The sequence below is a fragment of the Microbulbifer mangrovi genome (assembly GCF_002009015.1).
In the GTDB taxonomy this organism is placed as follows: Bacteria; Pseudomonadota; Gammaproteobacteria; order Pseudomonadales; family Cellvibrionaceae; genus Microbulbifer; species Microbulbifer mangrovi.
On the sequence record NZ_LZDE01000308.1, the window covers coordinates 12581 to 32936 of the forward strand.

Genomic DNA, 20356 nt, shown 5'->3' on the forward strand with positions numbered 1-20356 from the left:
GATATGAACGTTAAAAAGCAATCCCGCTTGCGTCGTGCACGTCGTGCCCGCGCCAAGTTCCGTGAGCTGGGCGCCGTTCGCCTGACAGTGAACCGCACTCCGCGCCACATATACGCACAGATCCTGTCTGCCGAAGGCGACAAGGTATTGGCCTCTGCCTCTACTCTGGACAAGGACCTGCGTGAAAGCAAAACCGGTAACGTCGACGCTGCAAAAGCCGTTGGCACCCTGATCGCTGAGCGTGCCAAGGCCGCTGGCGTTGAAGCGGTAGCCTTCGATCGCAGCGGTTTCAAATACCACGGCCGTGTTAAGGCCCTGGCAGACGCTGCCCGTGAAGCCGGTCTGAAATTCTAAGGGTTGAGTTATGGCTAGAGATAAAGTCGAGAAGAGCAACGACGAAGGCCTCCAGGAAAAGCTGGTCCAGGTCAATCGCGTTGCCAAAACCGTAAAAGGTGGTCGTATCTTCGCGTTCACCGCTCTGACCGTAGTTGGCGATGGCAATGGCCGCGTTGGCTTTGGTCGTGGTAAAGCTCGCGAAGTGCCAGTTGCCATCCAGAAGGCAATGGAAGCTGCGCGTCGCAACATGATCCAGGTAGACCTGAACGGTGACACCATTCAGTACGCTACCAACGGTCGCCACGGCGGTTCCAAGGTATACATGCAGCCCGCTTCCCAGGGTACCGGCGTAATCGCCGGCGGTGCCATGCGCTCCGTACTGGAAATGGCTGGTGTCCACAACGTACTGGCCAAGTGCTACGGCTCTACCAACCCGGTAAACGTCGTTCGCGCCACTTTCAGTGCTCTGGGCAAAATGAGCAGCCCGGAAGACGTCGCCGCCAAGCGTGGCAAGTCTGTGGAAGAAATCCTGAACTGATTCGGTTTGGGTTGCAGCAGCACTGTTGCTGCGGCCCACTCTGAACTTGCTTTGAGTGAATGAGTCATGGCTAAGAAGACCATCAAAGTCACCCAGGTCAAGAGCATCAACGGTCGCCTGAAAAACCATCAGGCATGTGTTGCTGGTCTGGGTCTGCGCCGCATCGGTCACACTGTGGAAGTGGAAGACACTCCCTCTGTGCGCGGCATGATCAACAAAGTGAACTACCTCGTAAAAGTTGAGGAGGCGTAACATGCGTTTGAACGATCTGTCTCCCGCTGAGGGACACAAGCACAGCGCCAAGCGCGTTGGTCGCGGCATCGGTAGCGGTCTGGGTAAAACCGGTGGCCGTGGTCACAAGGGTCAGAAGGCCCGTTCCGGTGGTAGCGTTCGTCCGGGCTTCGAAGGCGGTCAGATGCCTTTGCAGAAGCGCCTGCCGAAGTACGGTTTTACCTCTCGCGTTGGCCGCTTTGTAGCGGAAGTGCGTCTGGCGGAGCTGGCGAAGGTAGAAGGTGACACTATTGATTTGGCAGCGCTGAAAAATGCCGATATTATCGGCAGCCACATTAAGCGCGCCAAAGTGTTCCTTTCCGGTGAGCTGACCAAAGCGGTAACCGTGAAAGGTCTGGGCGTCACCAAAGGTGCTAAAGCGGCCATCGAAGCTGCTGGCGGAAAAGTAGAAGACTAAATCGAGGCCCCAATGGCACGACCAGGATCTGGTGTTAACTCCCTGGGTAACGGCAAGGGATTAGGCGAGCTTTGGGCTCGCCTTCGTTTTCTGTTTCTCGCGATACTCGTATATCGGTTAGGGACCCATATTCCGGTGCCCGGTATTGATCCGGAAAAGCTGGCAAACCTGTTTAATCAGAACCAAGGAACCATCCTTGGCCTGTTCAACATGTTTTCTGGTGGCGCACTGGAACGGATGAGTATTCTGGCCCTCGGGATCATGCCTTATATCTCCGCGTCCATCATCATGCAGTTGATGACCGCGGTGACGCCTTCTCTGGAGGCGTTGAAGAAGGAAGGTGATGCAGGGCGCCGCAAGATCAACCAGTACACCCGTTATCTGACGGTGTTGCTGGCGCTGATCCAGGGTATCGGTATGACCTTCGGTCTCGCCGGTCAGAACCTCGCATATTCCGCTGAGCCGGCATTCGGTTTCTACTTTGTGGCCGTAGTGTCACTGGTAACCGGTGCAGTGTTCATGATGTGGCTGGGAGAGCAGATCACCGAGCGCGGTGTTGGCAATGGTATTTCCATGCTGATCTTCGCCGGTATCGTTGCCGGGCTACCGAGTGCTATTGGCCAGGCTTTCGAGCAGGCGCGTCAGGGTGAATTGCATATCCTGATGCTGCTGGCGATCGGCTTCGTGGCGATTGCTGTAGTCTACTTCGTAGTGGTTATGGAGCGCGGTCAACGCCGTATCACCATTAACCACGCACGGCGCCAGGCGGGTCGTTACTCGCAGGCGCCGGCGGCGCAGTCCAGCCATCTGCCGTTGAAGGTCAACATGGCCGGTGTTATTCCGGTGATCTTTGCCAGCAGTATCCTGCTGTTCCCTGCAACTCTGGCGCAGTGGTTCGGTCAGGGTGGCGAAGGTGTCGGCGCGCAGATCCTGCAATGGATGGCGCTCCAGCTGGGCCCCGGTCAGCCGCTGAACATTATTCTGTTCGCACTGTTGATTGGCTTCTTCTGTTTCTTCTACACGGCGTTGATGTTCAACCCGAATGAAGTGGCAGACAACCTGAAAAAATCCGGTGCATATGTGCCCGGTATCCGTCCCGGTGAGCAGACCGCGCGTTATATCGACAGCGTTCTGACTCGTTTGACCCTGGTCGGTGCCTGCTATATCGCGCTGGTATCCCTGCTGCCGCAGTTCCTGGTGGTCGGGCTGAACATTCCCTTCTATCTGGGAGGTACTTCACTGCTGATCGTTGTGGTCGTAGTGATGGACTTCATGGCGCAGGTGCAGTCGCATTTGTTGTCCCACCAGTATGAGGGGATGATGAAAAAGGCAAATCTGCAAAGCTACGGCCGCCGTTGATCGGCATCCACAGCAGCAGGATTGAATTGAGGTAAGGTCATGAAAGTACGCGCTTCTGTTAAAAAGATCTGCCGTAACTGCAAAATCGTACGTCGTAAAGGTGTTCTGCGGGTAATCTGCAGCGCCGAACCGCGTCACAAGCAGCGGCAGGGCTAAGCATTGTTCGGAATGCCTGAGGCATTCCGCAGCATTGCTTGGCGACCGGCCATGGATGGCCGGGCCGGCGTCCGCCCAGGTTAGGGCTTCAAGTGACGCCATTCTCTACAAAGCCGGAAGTCCGGTTTTGTAGAGAATGATCAAAAATTTGCCTTCTTGCACGGCCCCGTGTAAAAAGGCGCTCCGCAAAGCAACTTGCTTGCGGTGAAACCGGAGCGTCACCCGTTTGGTGAGGTGAAGGTTTCAAACAGGGGGCGTTGACTGTCGTCCGCTTTACCCCGGGTTTCGGCCTTGGGAAGGCGGGCTATTGCAATTTGGTGTCTGAAAAGCTATTCTTGCGCGCCTTTTTGGTGGTGCTGGTGGCTTTTTATTCGCTGTCAGCGCCGAATCGAGAATTGAGCCGCGCCATCACCAAAATAGCGCTGGTTCACAATACGTGGAGTACGCCTCTATGGCACGTATTGCTGGTGTCAATGTACCAGACCACAAGCACGCAGTGATCTCCCTGACCCATATCTATGGTGTCGGTCGCACTACTGCAAAATCTATTCTGGCAGCGGTAGGTATCGCTGAATCCACCAAACTTCGTGATCTGTCCGAAGACCAGATCGAGACCATCCGCGGTGAAGTTGCGAAACTGTCCGTTGAAGGTGATCTGCGTCGTGAAGTATCCATGAACATCAAACGTCTGATGGACCTGGGTTGCTTCCGCGGTCTGCGTCACCGTCGCAGCCTGCCGCTTCGCGGTCAGCGCACCAAGACTAACGCCCGTACCCGTAAGGGTCCGCGCAAGCCGATCCGTAAGTAATCGATCGCGCTAGTCTTCACAAGTACAGGATTTAGGATACAGGTATGGCTAAGCCAAAAACTACTGTTCGCAAAAAGGTCAAAAAGACCGTTGTCGACGGTGTTGCCCACATCCACGCATCGTTCAACAACACGATCGTGACGATCACTGACCGTCAGGGCAACACTCTGAGCTGGGCTACTGCAGGTGGCTCCGGTTTCCGCGGTTCTCGTAAGAGTACCCCTTTCGCAGCCCAGGTTGCCGCTGAACGCGCAGGTACTGCCGCTCAGGAGTACGGCCTGAAAAACCTTGATGTCGAAGTTAAGGGCCCCGGCCCGGGTCGTGAATCTGCCGTTCGCGCCCTGAACAACTGCGGCTACAAGATCACCAACATCACCGACGTGACGCCGATCCCGCATAACGGTTGTCGTCCGCCCAAGAAACGTCGCGTGTAAGAGGGGGTTGACGAAATGGCACGTTATATTGGACCAAAATGTAAGCTTTCCCGTCGGGAAGGTACCGATCTTCAGCTGAAAAGTGGCGTTCGCCCGCACGAATCTAAGTGCCGTGCGGAAACCAAGCCTGGCGTTCATGGCGCCGGTCGCGGTCGCCTGTCCGACTACGGCGTTCAGCTGCGTGAAAAGCAAAAAGTACGCCGCATCTACGGCGTGCTGGAAAAGCAGTTCCGTAACTACTATAAGGAAGCGGCGCGCCTGAAAGGTGCAACTGGTGAAAACCTGCTGAAGCTGCTGGAAAAACGCCTCGACAACGTGGTTTACCGCATGGGCTTCGGCTCTACTCGCTCTGAAGCGCGTCAGCTGGTTTCCCACAAGGCGATCCTGGTTAACGGTAGCGCAGTAAACATCCCTTCCTACCAGGTTAAGGAAGGCGACGTTATCGCTATTCGCGAGAAAGCCAAAAAGCAGATGCGCATCCAGAACTCCGTTTCCCTCGCTGCACAGCGCGGTGACGTAGAGTGGGTAGACGTGAATGCGAGCAAGCTCGAAGGTACCTTCAAGCGCGTTCCTGATCGCGTCGATCTGCCGGCAGAGATCAATGAAAACCTTATCGTGGAACTCTACTCCAAGTAAGGCTCTGTTCCATTTAAGGAATAAAACTGTAATACAGGTATGGCTATGCAGACTGCTGTCAACGAGTTTTTGACACCTCGTCGTATTGACGTCACCGAGTACAACCAGAACCACGCTAAAGTGGTTCTGGAACCGCTGGAGCGTGGTTTCGGCCACACTCTTGGCAACGCGCTGCGCCGCATCCTGCTGTCCTCCATGCCGGGCTGCGCCGTCACTGAAGTTGAGATCGACGGTGTTGAGCACGAGTACAGCGCAATTGAGGGTGTGCAGGAAGACGTAATCGAAATCCTGCTCAACCTGAAGGAAATTGCGGTGGTGATGCACGGCAAGGACCAGGCAGTGCTGAGCCTGAGCAAGAAGGGCCCGGGTGCAGTAACCGCTGGCGACATTCAGGTGGATCACGACATCGAAATCGTGAACCCCGAGCACGTGATCGCCAACATCACCGGTGACGTGGAACTCAACCTGCGTCTGACCGTAGCGCGTGGCCGTGGCTATCAGCCCGCCGACGCACGTCGCGAAGACGAAGAAGAGACCCGCGCTATTGGCCGTCTGCAGCTGGACGCCTCTTTTGGCCCGGTTCGTCGCGTTTCTTACAGCGTGGAATCCGCGCGTGTAGAGCAGCGCACCGACCTGGACAAGCTGGTTCTGGACCTGGAGACCAACGGTACTCTGGATCCTGAAGAAGCGATCCGTCGCGCCGCCACTATTCTCCAGCAACAGCTGGCAGTATTTGTGGACCTTGAAGGCGAGAAGGATGCCCAGCCGGAAACCAAGGAAGAGGAAGTCGATCCGGTGCTGCTGCGTCCGGTAGACGACCTGGAACTGACCGTGCGTTCGGCCAACTGTCTGAAAGCGGAAAATATCTACTACATCGGCGACCTGATTCAGCGTACCGAAGTAGAGCTGCTGAAGACCCCGAACCTGGGTAAGAAGTCCCTGACTGAGATCAAGGACGTTCTGGCTTCCCGTGGTCTGTCCCTGGGTATGCGCCTCGAAAACTGGCCGCCGGCCAGCCTCAAGGGCGACAGCAAGCTGAGCTCCCTGTAAAGCGTTTGTGGCGCGGGCCTCGCCCGCCCGCGTGAAGAAAACCGAGTGGTGTGCGCAACTGCAAGCACCGCTCCCAGACGACTTGCTGAGAAAGCAATTGAAGTCGTGAGGAATTGAGTTATGCGTCATCGTTATAGTGGCCGTAAATTCAGTCGTACCAGCTCTCACCGCAAGGCCATGTTCAAAAACATGACCGCCTCTCTGGTAGAGCACGAACTGATCAAAACCACACTGCCCAAAGCCAAGGAGCTGCGTCGCGTTGCTGAGCCGCTGATCACCCTGGCCAAGAAAGACAGTGTTGCAAACCGCCGTCTGGCTTTCGCCCGTATCCGTGACAAGGATGCAGTGCGCAAGCTGTTCGACGAACTGGGTCCCCGTTACGAAGCCCGTCCGGGCGGATACATCCGCATTCTGAAATGCGGTTTCCGTGCAGGCGATAAGGCTCCTATGGCCTACGTCGAGCTGGTGGATCGTCCGGTAGCGGACGAGACTGCAGAAGCAGCTGAAGCCTGAGGCGAATAGCCCCGGGTTTATCGGTACGAGTTTTGTGCCGAGCGAGAAAAGCCGGTCATTGACCGGCTTTTTTTGTTTTTGATCCAGGATTTATTGCATCTTTCGCGACGGTAGCCGATATGTTCCAGTCCCTGAATGATTTATTGCAGGCCCTCAACCCCCAGATCGTGGGCAGCCTCAAGCGCGCGATCGAGCTTGGCAAGTGGCCGAACGGTGTGCCCCTTACGGACGAGCAGAAATCCCTCTGCGGTGAAGCCGTGGCGCACTGGGAGCAACAGCATTGCTCTCCCACGGAGCGCGTGGGTTACGTGCCGCCAAAGGCGACGCCCTGTGCAGACAAACACGAAGAAGAGGTGGTGAGCTGGGTCGATTCCTGATGGAGGGGCTCGCTGAGGACTGAAGTGCGGCGCCGTGTCGACGACGCCACATTTCGTTGTTATAAGCCGCCTGCTAACGCGACTGGTGGTGGTTACTTCTGGTAATCAATATTCACATCAAAAAAATGATCTACGCAGCGCGCGTAGTCACCATCAATGAAGGCTGAAAAACGGGTCTGGTATCCAACCAGCTTACAGGCGTAGCTCTCGCCATTCGGGTAGCTGGGATCCCAGCTCCAGTCCTGCTCCCAATAAATTTCCATAGCGCCCGCGCCACCCACTTCAAACCGACTCATGCCTGCGCAACCGAGTACCTCGTCCGCGGGTACCGGGACCGACAGGTACGCCGCGAAATTGCGGTAATAGTCGATGCGGTTTTGCGATTGTGCATGCTCGTTACTGCCGCCGCACTCTATGCCCCCGTTGATGATCATGGTGGTCACCCCGAACCCCCGCACCAGGCCGCTGTTGAGGTCCTGCGCATTCGGCTGCCAAGTGCCATCGATTACGTGCAGCATACTCGGCTTGGGGGGTTGCGGGTAAACGAAGAAAAATACCGCACTTGCCAGGTTAAGCCAGGTATCCGCAACCAGCTGCGGTTGTTCGAGCAGAGTCTTCACGTCCCCGTATATGGCGGCCGAGAAGGGACCGTAGTTGTAGTTGTAACTGAGCTGCTTGGCGCCGCGACCGAAGTAGCTTTTGTAGCTGCCGTCAGCAAAGGTAGCGCAAGGCCATTGCTGTGCCTGCCAGGTGGAGGGATCACAGATGCCATAGCCATTGGGTGTGCTTTCGCTCCAGCCTTGTTCGCGCAGGAAATAGAGTCCCTGACGCCATTCCGGTTCCGACCAGTGTGGGGTGTGACCTCCGGTTTCCTGGGTGAAGTGGGCGAACATGGTGGCGAGGGATTTCCTGCAGATGGCATCGGCGTCGCGACCGTCGTCGTAATCACCGCAGAAGGCGGGGAATTTCGCTACCGCGCGCAGGAAGTTGCTGTAGGAATACTCCGGCGCACGTACGGGAAACAGGAATTCCCAGTCTGCGTTGCTGATGATGGATTCCACCCGCAAAACATTCGCCGGGTTTTGTGCGCGTCCGGCTACTACCGCTTCTACCTCAGCATTATCCCGGGTGACGATCGAGGCTTTTACCTGAGTGAATAGTGCGCTGGAGGTCAGTTCCGCTTCACGGGCTTCCAGTGTGCTCAGGGGAATGGTGAAGCCCCCGTTGCCACACTGCTGGCCGATCGTAATGGAATCCGTTGCCGAGACTTCCCCGTTGGTGATTTCCAGCTCGAAGATATAGGACGCATCTGCACCCGGATCTGGGAGGTGCACGGTGGTTGTGACGGAGCTGGAGGCCACTATCTCGGCGGCGGGTCCACTGACCTGTCGCCAGAAAAACGCGAATGTCTCTCCGTCCGGGTAGCTGGAATTGGACCCGCTCAGCTCGATACTCGCGGGACAGGGCGGGTTGGTATCGGAGGCAGTGATCGACGCAACAGGTACCACGGGGATCACCGCGCCCGCACGTTGCAGTACCTCGACCGTGGTGTAGGTGACGTGGTCGGCGTCCGCAACGCTCAGTCTGAATTGATACAGGGTGTCTTCACCCACATCCGGGAGATCTACCTGGGTGCCGCTGGCGCCCGGTGCCTGGATGCTGGCCAGCGGGGATGTCGGAGCGATCTGGGTCCAGGTGTAGCTGATCGGGTCGCCGTCCGGATCGGAAGACAGGCTGCCGTCCAGGGCAATGCTGCCAGGGCCGGTGATTTCCGCGGGACTTGCGCTGGCCTCGGCGAGCGGTGGGAGGTTGGTGCCCGTTGCAATGCAGGCCCCCGGGTCATCCAGCAGCCAGGGACTGTCCCAGCTATTGCTGGCGTTATAGGCGGCTTGCGGGGAGTCCGAAGGGCCCGCCCACCACTGTGCTCGGAACAGGTCGTCCTGGTAGCACACCAGGCTGCCGCCGGAATAGCTCTGCCCGACCTCGTAGGGCTCTGCTGGCAGGCTGGCGTGTGCCGGTGCTGCCAGTAGTGCAACCAGCGGCATAGGGGCAAACAGGGGGCTTCTGGGGCGTATTTGTTGAATACCTCGCCTTGTGGCTTTGGGATTTGCGGCCGGGGCTGGCCGGAATTGGATAGGCATGTCTTCTCCAGAGTTATTGTTATTGCTTGTGAGGCCAATGCTTGACGATTTGACAGCGTTGTCATTGGCGTCGGAGAAGTTAGCGAAAGCCCGCGATATCGGGAAGGGGATCGTGCGCCATTTGCGTGCCGCTTACGCCATTTGCGAATCAGTGCGGGAAATACCCGGGATATGGCCTCACAGCCGGGAGGGGAGCTCGGCCAGCAGGCGGGACTTACCCACCAGAATACGGTGGGCCGCGGCCTGATCGACCAGTTCAAAATCCAGTCGCGCCGTTGCCACCAGCTGTCCCAGGCGGTGCAGGTCAGCACTGATTACATGGGCGATTCGCGGATAGCCGCCGATGGTCTGTCCCTCGACGAAACTGATAATTGGCAGGCCGTTGGGCGGTACCTGCACGGTACCGGGACACAGCGCGGAGGATACCTGTTGCGGTATTCCCTTCACGGGCAGCGGCTCGCCGGCAAGTCGTATGCCCATGCGATTACTCTGGGGAGAAACCGTAAATCCGCCCTGGTAAAACCGCGCCAGGGTATCGTCGGAAAAGTGCCGCGCTTCCAGTCCACTAACCACGCGCAGTAGTGGTCGCGTGGAGTAATCCAGCCGGTAAGCGGGGGGCAGCTGCCGCGCAGATTCTTGGCGGCACTGGTTCAGTGGTATCCGATCCCCTGCCTGCAGGGGGCGGCCGTGGAGGCCGCCGAAGCCGGCAATCACGTGGGTGGACAGACTGTCCAGAGTCGGGGGCAGCTGGATTTCTCCAGCCAGCGCGATATAGGCGCGCGCCCCTGACCTGAGGGGGCCAAAGCGCAGGCGATCACCGGCGTGCACCCGGATTACCGCGTCGTTGGCGACCGCCTGGTGATTGAGGGCCAGGTCAAAGCGGGCACCGGTGACAGCGATGGATACATCGCAAGTGAATTCAATTTCCGGGCCGGTCAGGGTTACTTCCAGGCACGGGTGGGAACGGGGGTTGCCCAGCAGCAGGTTGCCCAGTGCCATGGCGAAAGTATCCGCGGCGCCACCGCATGCGAGGCCCCAGCGCAAATTCCCCGGACGGCCGCCGTCCTGAATAGTGGTCTGCAGTCCGGATTTGATAATGCGCAGGCTCACCGTCCGTCTCCCGAGTTGCTGTCGCTCACCAGGGGCACCTTTTCCGGCGGGGACATGGGATCAATTGCGGAAAACTCTGCCGCACTGATTGCAACAAACTGTATGCGATCCAGTGGGCGGGCGATAAATGCCGGCTCTTGTAGTGGCCGGAACAGGGCCAGCGGCGTGCGGCCAATAAGCTGCCAGCCGCCCGGTGTGGCCTGGGGGTAAATACCGGTCTGGGCACCGCCGATGCCCACGGAACCCGCGGGCACCTGAAGCTCAGGACGCGCCTTACGTGGACAGTGCAGGCTTTCCTCGAGTCCGCCGAGATACAGGAACCCGGGGGTAAACCCGAGCATATGTACCAGGTAGTGGGGTGCCGTGTGGCGGCGGATGATCTCGTCTGCGGTGAGTCCAGAGGACTCGCACAGGACCTGCATATCTGGGGCATATTTCTCGTCGTAGCACACCGGTATGCGGATCAGGTGATGCGTGCCTCGCGCAGGGACGGATTGTGCGAGCACCTGCTCGGTTAATGTGAGCAGCTTCTGCTCGAGAAGGGCAGTATCCGGCGCTCCGGCTTCGCAGCGGGGAAGTCGCAGAGGATCGTAGCAGACGGTGAGGCACTGGTAGGCCGGTACCAGTTCGGTAATTGACGGAAGTTGCTCGCAGGACTCGATGGCCTCCGCAAGGGCGATGATATGTTCGCTCAACATCTCGCTGGGATCCGCAGCAAAGCGGATATCCAGTGCCGCGTCGCCATTTGTGCGCAACTCGAAACCGGGACCGGTCAGCATACGCGGATTCCGGCGCGCGACAATTCCGTGTGCAGCTTGCGGGCAATGGATTCTGCCTGCGGGTTGTCGCCGTGCAGACAGATACTGTCGACGGAAAATCTCAGTGGTTTTTCATCGATGGCAAAAAATGGTTCTCCCCGCGTCAGTGCCAGAACCTGTGTCAGGCACTGTTCGAACTCCCCGATCACGGCCCCGCTAAGCGAGCGCGGAGCAAGCTGATGGTCATTCTGATAGCGGCGGTCCATAAAGCCCTCTCGCAATACCGGCTGCCGGTATTTCTGGGCAGCTCTTTCCATCGCGGCGTTGGCCAGCGCGAGAACTTTCAGATCGGGAAATTCCCGTGCGATCAATTGCACCAGGTCTTCGGCGAGGCCGTCATTGGCCTCGGCATCGTTATACAGTGCACCGTGCAGTTTGATATGGGAGAGCGTCACTCCCTCTCTGGCTGCATAGTTTTGCAGGGTTAGCACCTGCTCGCGCAGGGACGCCAGCAGGACTTCGCGGGGAAGCTCGAGGGAAACGCGGCCGAAGTTTTCCCGGTCCGGGTAACCCGGATGTGCGCCGACGGCGATACCGGTGGTGCGCACATTTTGCAGCGACAATGCCATGGTGGTCGCGTTGCCGGCATGGCCACCGCAGGCGATATTACAGCGGGAAATAAACGGCATGATGCGCGCGTCGCGCGCGCAGTCTTGCTCCGTTTCGCCTTCGCCCAGGTCACAATTGATATCGATGGTATGCATGGTAATTCCGTTTACAAAAGTTGCTGCTTGTGTGGCCGGATCAAAGCCAGCCGAGGGCGGCGAACAGGCTGCGGCCGCCCAGCACCAGAGAAACCAGCAGCACCGCTGTACCCAGAGCGTTCTGCCACCAGGCATTGCGATGCCGGCCGAGCCGTGCACTGTTCATGGTCCACAGCAAGAATATTGTGATGATCGGGAGCAGCAGGCCGTTGGCAATCTGCGCGAACCAGATCAGGCGCAGTGGGCGGATGCCCTGAATCGCCACCACTGCACCGATCGCAATGATGGTCAGCCAGATGGCGCGGAAGTGCAGTGCTTTGAGGTCTGCCGGTTTACCCAGTATCCCGCACAGCGCATAGGACGATGCCAGCGGTGCTGTGAGTGCCGAGGATATTCCTGCGGCAAACAGGCCGACGCCCATACAGTAGCGCGCGCTGCTGCCAAACAGCGGTTCCAGTGAACGCGCCATTTCACTGGCGCTGGAAATAGACAGCTGCTGGGCAAAAAATGCCGATGCTGCCGTGGACGCAATGGCGATAGAAATCAGCCCGCCGAGGGGGATGGAAAAAAAGATATCTCGACGTGCCAGCGGAAGCTGCTCTGGGGATTGCCATTTCTGGCTGACACTGGAGCTGTGCAGAAACAGGTTATAGGGCACCACAGTGGTACCGATCAGTGCTATGGCGGTTAGCGTGGCGCCGCTCGGCAGGCTTGGCAGCAACATTCCGGAAATCAGTGCACTCAAATCCGGCCGCGACAGCGCAAAGGTAAACAGAAAAGCGAGGCTCATCAGTGCGACCAGGGCGATCAGTGCGCGCTCGATAATCCGGTAGCTGCCGCTCCACAGCAGGGCGGCGGCAATCGCCGCGACCAGCAGTGGCCACAGGGTGCGGGAATCGGCCGATGTTGTTTCACTACCGGCGAGTAATTTCAGGCCGGCGCTGGCACCGGCCAGGTTGCCGCTTTCATAGGCGGCATTGCCAATCACGATAGCACTGATCACCAGTGCCATCGCCGGCCAGCGCAGCAGCGGATGCCGCAGTGCGTCGCGAATGTTTTCGCCGAGCCCCTCGCCGGTCACCAGGCCGAGACGTGCAGACATCTCCTGCAGAATGATACTGGCCAGTATGGCAAACAGCAGGGCCCACAGCAGCGCGTAGCCGTAGTTGGCGCCCGCCAGGCTTGCGGTGATTACCGTGCCGGGTCCGATAAAAGCCGCCGCCACCATGGTGGCGGGGCCGATACTCAGGGATTTTTTTATTTTTAGCATTGGTTTCCCTTGTGTTGTCTGTGTCCCTGCGGCTTGCCCGGTTGTGCGATCAGCTGGCCTTGAGCATGGGTTTCAGGAAGCGCCCGGTATGTGATCCTTTCACCTTGGCCACCTGTTCCGGCGTGCCGGCGGCAATAATCTCGCCGCCGCCGGAACCGCCTTCCGGCCCCAGGTCCACAATCCAGTCTGCGGTCTTGATGACATCCAGGTTGTGCTCGATCACCACGATGGTGTTGCCGTGATCGCGCAGTCGGTGCAGTACATCGAGCAACAGCTGGATATCGGCAAAGTGCAGGCCGGTGGTGGGTTCGTCGAGAATATACAGGGTCTGGCCGGTATCGCGTTTGGACAGCTCGCGAGACAGTTTGACCCGCTGCGCTTCACCACCGGACAGGGTAGTCGCGGCCTGGCCGAGCTTGATATAGGACAGGCCCACATCCATCAGGGTCTGCAATTTCTTGGCAATGGATGGCACTGGATCGAAAAATTCCCGCGCATCTTCCACCGTCATCTCCAGCACTTCGTGAATGTTCTTGCCCTTGTAGTGCACCTCGAGGGTTTCGCGGTTATAGCGTTTGCCCTTACAGGTATCACAGGGGACATAAATATCCGGCAGGAAGTGCATCTCCACCTTGATCACGCCGTCGCCCTGACAGGCCTCGCAGCGCCCACCCTTGACGTTAAAGCTGAAGCGTCCTGGCTTGTAGCCACGGGAGCGCGCTTCCTGGGTACCGGCGAACAGTTCGCGAATCGGGGTGAAAATCCCGGTGTAGGTGGCTGGGTTTGAGCGCGGTGTGCGGCCGATGGGGCTCTGGTCAATGTCCACACATTTGTCGAAATGATCCAGCCCCTCGATCTCGTTAAACGGCGATGCCTTGAGGGTGGTGGCCTTGTTGAGCGCGGTGGCTGCCAGGGGATACAAGGTGGTGTTGATCAGGGTGGACTTGCCGGATCCGGATACCCCGGTAACGCAGGTAAACAGCCCGACAGGAATTTCCAGATCCACATCTTTCAGGTTATTGCCGCTGGCACCGGCGATACGCAGTACCTCGCCACTGGCGGGGTTGCGCTTTTTCGGTATCGCAATCTGCTTGGCGCCGGACAGATACTGGCCGGTGAGTGAGCGTTCACAGGCGGCGATCTCATCGTGGGTGCCGGCGGCGACCACCTCCCCCCCGTGCACCCCGGCACCGGGGCCGATATCCACGATAAAGTCCGCGGCGCGGATGGCATCCTCATCGTGTTCCACAACGATCACGGTATTGCCGATATCCCGCAGGTGCGTGAGGGTATTCAGCAGGCGCTCGTTGTCGCGCTGGTGCAGGCCGATGGACGGCTCATCGAGAATGTACATGACGCCGACGAGGCCGGCGCCGATCTGGCTCGCCAGGCGAATGCGCTGGGCTTCGCCGCCGGACAGGGTTTCGGCGCTGCGGTTGAGGGTGAGGTAGTTAAGTCCCACATCCACCAGGAAGCGGAAGCGATCACGCAGTTCCTTGAGGATCTTGTCCGCGATCTCTTTCTGGGCGCCCTTGAACTTGAGCTGGTGGGCAAAGTATTCGAAAGCGTCTCCCACCGGCAGTTCGGTGATCTGGGCCAGGGTCTGGTTATCCACAAACACATTGCGCGCTTCACGGCGCAGGCGGGTACCGGAACAGTCCGGACACTTCTGGGTGCTCAGGTACTTCGCCAGCTCCTCGCGCACGGACTGGGATTCGGTGTCGCGATAGCGGCGCTGGAAGTTCGGGATGATGCCCTCGAAGGTATGGCGGCGGATGGTGACATCGCCGCGGTCGTTGACGTAACTGAAGTCCACCTGGGCATCGCCGCTGCCGTGCAAAATGACCTCTCTGTCTCTTTTGCGCAGTTTCTTCCACGGCTTGTCCAGATCGAAGTCGTAGTGCTCCGCCAGGGAGTCCAGCATGTGGTAGTAGTAAACGTTGCGTCTGTCCCAGCCGCGGATGGCGCCCTCGGAAATACTGCTTTCCGGATCCAGGATTACCTTGTCCTCGTCGAAGAACTGCTTAACGCCCAGGCCGTCACAGGCCGGGCAGGCGCCCGCCGGGTTATTGAACGAGAACAGGCGCGGTTCCAGTTCGTCCAGTGAGTAGTCACACACCGGGCAGGCGTGGCGGGCGGAAAACAGGCGGTCTTCCTGGCCGCCGTCCATAAAGCTGATAGAGGCGATGCCGTCGGTCAGGTTGAGTGCGGTCTCGAAAGATTCCGCCAGTCTCAGCTGTAGGTCGTCGCGTACCTTGAAGCGGTCGACGACCACCTCGACGGTGTGTTTCTTGCGCTTGTCCAGCTTGGGAGTGTCGTCCAGGTCGCACACGGTGCCGTCGATGCGCGCACGCACGAAGCCGTCCCGGCGCAGCTGTTCGAATACGTGTAAATGCTCACCCTTGCGGTCGCGGATCACCGGTGCCAGTAACATGACCTTGCTGCCTTCTGGCAGCGCTAGCACCTGGTCCACCATCTGGCTGATGGTCTGGGCCTGCAGCGGCTCGTGATGCTCCGGGCAGCGCGGCTCGCCCACCCGGGCAAACAGCAGGCGCAGATAATCGTAGATCTCGGTGATGGTACCCACGGTTGAACGGGGGTTGTGCGAGGTGGACTTCTGCTCGATGGAGATGGCCGGTGACAGCCCCTCCACGGTGTCCACGTCCGGCTTTTCCATCATCGACAGGAACTGGCGGGCGTAGGTGGAAAGGGATTCCACGTAGCGGCGCTGACCCTCGGCGTACAGGGTGTCGAACGCGAGTGAGGACTTACCAGAGCCCGACAGGCCGGTAATCACGATCAGTTTGTCGCGGGGAATATCCAGATCGATATTCTTGAGATTGTGGGTGCGGGCACCTCTGACGTAAATCGTGTCCAATGGGTTTCCTGCTCTGCTCGGATTTTGCCCGGGTTAGTGGCCGGACGGGCGAAAACGGTCAAGTATAATCTGGCGTGCCAGTGTGCGAAAATGCCCCGCAATCAATAAACCAGTCTGGAAACACGGAAACCATGATCCCCGTCATTCTCTGTGGCGGCAGTGGCTCGCGCCTTTGGCCGCTGTCTCGCGAAGCTTACCCGAAACAATTCCTGCCCCTGGCCGGCAATCACACCATGCTGCAGGCGACGGCCCTGCGCGTTGAAGGCATTTCGGATGTCCAGGCGCCGATCCTGGTGTGCAATGAAAACCACCGCTTCGCTGCGGCGGAGCAGTTGCAGGAAGCCGGCTGCGCTGCCCAGTCGATCCTGCTGGAGCCCTGTGCGCGCAACACCGCGCCGGCCATCGCGCTGGCGGCCCTGACCGCAGTGGAGCAGGGCGATGACCCGCTGCTGCTCGTGCTGCCGGCAGACCACGTGGTCGCAGATGCAGATGGATTTCGCAAGGCCGTGGCTGCGGCTACTGAACTGGCGGAGAGCGGTCATCTGGTGACTTTCGGTATCGTGCCCACTAGCCCCGAGACTGGCTATGGCTACATTCGCAGTGGCGAGGCGGTAGCCGATGGCTGGAAAGTCGCCGAGTTTGTGGAAAAGCCGGATCTGGCAACCGCGGAGAAGTACCTGGCCAGCGGCGAGTACAACTGGAACAGCGGCATGTTCCTGTTCCGCGCCTCGCGCTATCTGGAAGAGCTGGCACTGCACCACCCGCAGATGCTGGAAGCCTGCCGTGCGGCCATCACCGGCGCCGCGCGGGATCTGGATTTCACCCGTATTGATGCCGAGGCCTTTGGCCGCTGCCCGTCGGATTCTGTGGACTACGCGGTGATGGAGAAGACTGAATCCGCCGCAGTGGTGCCGATGCAGGCCGGCTGGAGTGACGTCGGTTCCTGGTCCGCACTGTGGGAGCTGGCCGAGCGCGACGACAATGAAAACCTGTTGCGCGGCGATGTCATGGCCGAAGACGCTTCCGGCTGTCTGGTGCACGGCGGTGACCGCCTGGTGGGTATCCTGGGGGTGCGTGACCTGGTGGTTGTGGATACCGATGACGCACTGATGGTGGCGGACAAAAGCCGCGTTCAGGAAGTGAAGACCCTGGTGCAGCGCCTCAAGCAGAGCGAGCGTAGCGAGGCGCAGAACCACCGCAAAGTATTCCGTCCCTGGGGTTACTACGATTCCATCGACGCCGGTCCCCGTTTCCAGGTTAAGCGCATTGTGGTCAAGCCCGGCTGCCAGCTGTCCTTGCAGATGCATCATCATCGCGCGGAGCACTGGATTGTGGTTCGCGGCACCGCCAAAGTGACCCGCGGCGACGACCAGCTGCTGCTTACCGAAAACGAATCCACCTTCATCCCGCTGGGCGTGGTCCATCGCCTGGAGAACCCGGGGGCGATTCCGCTGGAACTGATTGAGGTCCAATCGGGCAGTTACCTCGGTGAGGATGATATCGTCCGCTTCGAGGACAAATATGGCCGCGATTAATCCCCTGCGATTGATCGTCGTTCATCTATAGCCTTTCGCTATACAGCGGTTAGGCGGCGGGGGATCAAACTCCGCCGCTACCGCTGCTACAATGCGGCCCGTTTTTCGCCGTGTCCGGAATTTCGCATGAATCCCACTGAACGCCGCGCTCTCGCCGGTCTCGCCTCCCTGTACGTTTTCCGCATGCTGGGCCTGTTTATGGTGCTGCCGGTACTGTCTCTTTACGGGGCGGACTATCGGGGCAGTACTCCGGCCCTGCTGGGGCTGGCGCTCGGGGCCTATGGCCTGAGCCAGGCCCTGCTGCAGATCCCCTTGGGGGTGCTGAGCGATCGCTGGGGGCGCAAGCCGGTGATCTTTCTCGGCCTTGGGATATTTGCCCTCGGCAGTGTGGTAGCGGCCCTTACAGATTCCGTCTATGGCCTCATCGCCGGGCGTATCCTGCAGGGAGCGGGCGCCATTGCCGCGGCCACCATGGCGCTGGCGGCGGACCTTACCCGGGATGAAAACCGTGGCAAGGCAATGGCGGTGATCGGTGCCTCCATCGGTGTAGCCTTTGTGCTGGCGGTGGTACTGGGGCCGCTGCTCGCGGGCTTCGGCGGTCTGTCGGCCATTTTCTGGCTCACTGCCGTGCTGGCCGTGTGTGGCATTTTGCTGGTGTGGAGGTTGGTGCCGACGCCGCAGGAATCCCAGCGCCGAGCGCCGCAGCAGGGCGACTTTGCGCGACTCCTGTCCCAGGGGGACGTGTGGCGTCTGGTGTGCGGGGTGTTTTTCCTGCACCTGCTGCTGACCATGTTGTTCGTGCCGTTGCCCGTGTTGCTGGTTGAACGACTGCACCTGGCCAGCAATGCGCACTGGAAACTCTACGGTCCGCTGATGCTAGGTGCCTTTATCCTGATGTTGCCGCTGATGCGCATGGCGGAAAAGCGCCAGCAAGTGCCTGCGGCGATGCGCCTTGCCCTGCTGGGACTGGTGTTCGGTGGTGTGGCGCTGATGACACAGGTGCAGGGTGGCTGGATGGTTGCCTGCCTCGGTGTGTTCTTCCTCGCCTTCAACCTGCTTGAGGCGCTGCTGCCCGCCCAGCTGACCCGTATCGCTCCGGCCGAGTGCCGCGGTGCTGCCACCGGTCTCTACGCGACGCTCCAGTTTCTGGGTGCTTTTGTCGGCGGCAGTTTGGGCGGCGTGGTATACGGGCAGGGCGGCGCCAGCGCGGTGGCGACCCTGGCACTGGGTGTGCTGGTGCTGTGGGCGCTGGCGTGGTGGCAGATGCGTGGATCGCGGGTCTCTGTGGCCGGTAGCTGAGGCGCTAGCTGGCAGCGCTTTGCCAGCACTCTTCGGCGGCGGTGACGGGCCCCCGGCGAGTGTTGTATGCTGCTGGATATAAATACACTGTCGGCGACGGCGCACGGGTCGCAAACCCGTGCGCCGTCGCCTTTTCCCTATTTTGAACTTTTGCATACTGAACGGGCCTTCACCTGTACCCGGGTGAGGCTCACGGAGAGGAGAGGCTTATGGCCAGGGGCGTTAACAAAGTAATTCTGATCGGCAACCTGGGCGGTGACCCGGAAACCCGCTACATGCCCAGTGGCGGTGCTGTCACCAATGTCACCCTGGCGACATCCGAAACCTGGAAAGACAAGCAGACCGGCCAGCAGCAGGAGCGCACCGAATGGCACCGTGTGGTGTTTTTCAACCGCCTCGCGGAAATCGCCGGTGAATACCTGCGCAAGGGCAGCAAGGTCTACCTCGAAGGCTCCCTGCGTACCCGCAAGTGGCAGGATAAGAACTCCGGCCAGGACCGCTACACCACCGAAATCGTCGCCAGTGAAATGCAGATGCTGGACGGTCGTGGTGAGCAGGGCGGCGGCTACCAGCAGGGCGGCGGCCAGGGCTTCCAGCAACAGGGTGGCGGATACGGCCAGCAGGGACAGCAGGGCGGCGGTTACCAGGACGAGTTCTCCCAGGGCCGTTCAGCACCTTCCCCGATGGCGCCGGCCAACCAGCCAGCGGGCCAGCCGCAGAACAAGCCTGCAGGCAACCAGCCGCCGGCGGGTGGATTCGATAACAGCTTCGACGACGATATCCCGTTCTGATCGGAGGGGAGACCTCCATGCATCACACAGGCTATCAGCCGGAAACCGTGGTGCTGATCGGTGCCGGTAACGCCATCGACAGCGCCCTGCAGAAGGGCCTGCAGAAAGTGGGCTTTCGCGTGCAGCTGCTCGGTCGTGAGCAGCTGACCGGAGATACTTTATCCACGCGTTCCGACGCCATCGTGATCAACGCTGCCAGCTGTGGCAGCGCCGCTCCTGGCGAGGCGCGCGCGGTCTGCGAGGCGGTGCGCGACCTGCCCTGTACCGCGCTGCTGCACCTTTCCTCCTACGCGGTGTTTGGCCGCGCCCGTCGCAAGAAAATTGATGAAGAGGAAGAGCCCTCGCCCGCGTCAGAGCGCGGACACGAGTGGCTGGCCTGTGAGGACGCCTTTTCGACGGTAGAAAATGCGACCATCCTGCGTCTGGGATGGCTGGTGGATCGCAGCGAAAACGCGCTGCTGGGCCGGGTTCTGCGCAGCCTGCTGGATGGCCAGCCGGTCAATCTGGAAGACGTCAGTCGCGGCAATCCGGTCACCGTTTCCGACCTGGTACGCGTTACCGTCGCCATCACCCAGCAGCTGGCCAGCGGCGGGCCCCGCTCCGGTGTGTACCACTACGGTTCCGCGGATACCTGTAGCTCCATGGAGTTCGGGTATGAGGTGGTAGACCGGGTGCGCTCACTTTACGGCGAAGATTTTGCGGCGGAGCTGGTGGCACTGGAGTCGGAGGGCGAGGATCGCTCTTCCGTCCTGAGCTGTGAAAGACTGCGGGATGTGTTTGGTATTCAGCAGCGCAGTTGGCGTCAGGGGCTGACCCGGCAGGTTGAGTTGTGGCTCGAGCGCTTGCAGAAGCCCGTAGCCTGATCACCTCCGCTGCCGAATAGCCGGCAATAAAAAAGGGCGAGTCGCAGTGCGG

General features: G+C 59.6%; 22 protein-coding genes. 16 read left to right on the forward strand and 6 right to left on the reverse strand.

Annotation, left to right across the window (positions count from 1 at the left end; genetic code table 11):
* Nucleotides 1-3 precede the first annotated feature (3 nt).
* The 12 genes from rplR (at nt 4) to B4U49_RS09940 (ending at nt 6895) form a co-directional block, all read left to right on the forward strand.
* Nucleotides 4-354 (forward strand): 50S ribosomal protein L18, encoded by a 351-nt coding sequence (rplR, locus tag B4U49_RS09885; RefSeq protein ID WP_078084431.1) that lies wholly within the window; start codon nt 4-6, stop codon nt 352-354.
* 10 nt (nt 355-364) lie between these two features.
* Complete coding sequence (gene rpsE, locus B4U49_RS09890; RefSeq protein ID WP_078084432.1) at nt 365-874, forward strand: 30S ribosomal protein S5; 510 nt, start codon at nt 365-367, stop codon at nt 872-874.
* A 66-nt stretch (nt 875-940) separates the two neighbouring features.
* Nucleotides 941-1126: a 50S ribosomal protein L30 gene (rpmD, locus tag B4U49_RS09895; RefSeq protein ID WP_010133829.1), complete on the forward strand. Its 186-nt coding sequence runs from the start codon at nt 941-943 to the stop codon at nt 1124-1126.
* A 1-nt stretch (nt 1127) separates the two neighbouring features.
* On the forward strand, nt 1128-1562 hold the full coding sequence (gene rplO / locus B4U49_RS09900) for a 50S ribosomal protein L15 (RefSeq protein WP_078084433.1): 435 nt from the start codon (nt 1128-1130) through the stop codon (nt 1560-1562).
* 12 nt (nt 1563-1574) lie between these two features.
* Nucleotides 1575-2921, forward strand: coding sequence for a preprotein translocase subunit SecY (gene secY / locus B4U49_RS09905; RefSeq protein WP_078084434.1), 1347 nt, complete (start codon nt 1575-1577; stop codon nt 2919-2921).
* Nucleotides 2922-2960: 39 nt separating this feature from the next.
* Complete coding sequence (gene rpmJ, locus B4U49_RS09910) at nt 2961-3077, forward strand: 50S ribosomal protein L36 (protein ID WP_010133825.1); 117 nt, start codon at nt 2961-2963, stop codon at nt 3075-3077.
* 451 nt (nt 3078-3528) lie between these two features.
* Entirely contained in the window at nt 3529-3885 is a 357-nt protein-coding gene (gene rpsM, locus B4U49_RS09915) for a 30S ribosomal protein S13 (protein ID WP_078084435.1), read from the forward strand.
* A gap of 44 nt (nt 3886-3929) precedes the next feature.
* Nucleotides 3930-4319, forward strand: coding sequence for a 30S ribosomal protein S11 (gene rpsK / locus B4U49_RS09920; RefSeq protein WP_043320820.1), 390 nt, complete (start codon nt 3930-3932; stop codon nt 4317-4319).
* A gap of 15 nt (nt 4320-4334) precedes the next feature.
* The gene (gene rpsD / locus B4U49_RS09925) at nt 4335-4955 is read left to right on the forward strand and encodes a 30S ribosomal protein S4 (protein WP_078084436.1); all 621 of its coding nucleotides are present in this window, start codon (nt 4335-4337) and stop codon (nt 4953-4955) included.
* Between the two features lie 45 nt (nt 4956-5000).
* A complete protein-coding gene (locus B4U49_RS09930) occupies nt 5001-6005 on the forward strand; it encodes a DNA-directed RNA polymerase subunit alpha (protein ID WP_078084448.1) in 1005 nt (334 codons plus the stop codon).
* A gap of 120 nt (nt 6006-6125) precedes the next feature.
* On the forward strand, nt 6126-6518 hold the full coding sequence (rplQ, locus tag B4U49_RS09935) for a 50S ribosomal protein L17 (protein WP_010133817.1): 393 nt from the start codon (nt 6126-6128) through the stop codon (nt 6516-6518).
* Between the two features lie 119 nt (nt 6519-6637).
* The gene (locus tag B4U49_RS09940) at nt 6638-6895 is read left to right on the forward strand and encodes a YeaC family protein (RefSeq protein WP_078084437.1); all 258 of its coding nucleotides are present in this window, start codon (nt 6638-6640) and stop codon (nt 6893-6895) included.
* Between the two features lie 92 nt (nt 6896-6987).
* Here the strand turns inward: B4U49_RS09940 and B4U49_RS09945 are convergent, their stop codons facing one another.
* The 6 genes from B4U49_RS09945 to uvrA all read right to left on the reverse strand — a co-directional run bounded on the left by B4U49_RS09945 (nt 6988) and on the right by uvrA (nt 15816).
* Complete coding sequence (locus B4U49_RS09945; RefSeq protein WP_078084438.1) at nt 6988-8940, reverse strand: chitinase; 1953 nt, start codon at nt 8938-8940, stop codon at nt 6988-6990.
* A gap of 273 nt (nt 8941-9213) precedes the next feature.
* Nucleotides 9214-10146 (reverse strand): 5-oxoprolinase subunit C family protein, encoded by a 933-nt coding sequence (locus B4U49_RS09950; protein WP_078084439.1) that lies wholly within the window; start codon nt 10144-10146, stop codon nt 9214-9216.
* On the reverse strand, nt 10143-10925 hold the full coding sequence (gene pxpB, locus B4U49_RS09955) for a 5-oxoprolinase subunit PxpB (protein ID WP_078084440.1): 783 nt from the start codon (nt 10923-10925) through the stop codon (nt 10143-10145). The genes B4U49_RS09950 and pxpB overlap by 4 nt, the downstream gene beginning before the upstream one ends.
* Nucleotides 10919-11668: a 5-oxoprolinase subunit PxpA gene (gene pxpA / locus B4U49_RS09960; RefSeq protein WP_078084441.1), complete on the reverse strand. Its 750-nt coding sequence runs from the start codon at nt 11666-11668 to the stop codon at nt 10919-10921. Before pxpA ends, pxpB begins: the two co-directional genes overlap by 7 nt.
* 40 nt (nt 11669-11708) lie before the next feature.
* On the reverse strand, nt 11709-12938 hold the full coding sequence (locus B4U49_RS09965) for an Nramp family divalent metal transporter (protein ID WP_078084442.1): 1230 nt from the start codon (nt 12936-12938) through the stop codon (nt 11709-11711).
* Between the two features lie 49 nt (nt 12939-12987).
* Entirely contained in the window at nt 12988-15816 is a 2829-nt protein-coding gene (gene uvrA, locus B4U49_RS09970; RefSeq protein WP_078084443.1) for an excinuclease ABC subunit UvrA, read from the reverse strand.
* 131 nt (nt 15817-15947) lie between these two features.
* Between uvrA and B4U49_RS09975 the strand changes: the two genes are divergently transcribed.
* From B4U49_RS09975 to B4U49_RS09990, 4 genes are all read left to right on the forward strand, one after another.
* Nucleotides 15948-17351, forward strand: a complete 1404-nt coding sequence (locus B4U49_RS09975; protein WP_078084444.1) for a mannose-1-phosphate guanylyltransferase/mannose-6-phosphate isomerase — start codon at nt 15948-15950, stop codon at nt 17349-17351.
* 126 nt (nt 17352-17477) lie between these two features.
* A complete protein-coding gene (locus B4U49_RS09980; RefSeq protein ID WP_078084445.1) occupies nt 17478-18650 on the forward strand; it encodes an MFS transporter in 1173 nt (390 codons plus the stop codon).
* A gap of 209 nt (nt 18651-18859) precedes the next feature.
* Complete coding sequence (gene ssb / locus B4U49_RS09985) at nt 18860-19441, forward strand: single-stranded DNA-binding protein (protein ID WP_078084446.1); 582 nt, start codon at nt 18860-18862, stop codon at nt 19439-19441.
* A gap of 17 nt (nt 19442-19458) precedes the next feature.
* The gene (locus B4U49_RS09990; protein ID WP_078084447.1) at nt 19459-20304 is read left to right on the forward strand and encodes a sugar nucleotide-binding protein; all 846 of its coding nucleotides are present in this window, start codon (nt 19459-19461) and stop codon (nt 20302-20304) included.
* The last annotated feature ends 52 nt before the right edge of the window (nt 20305-20356 follow it).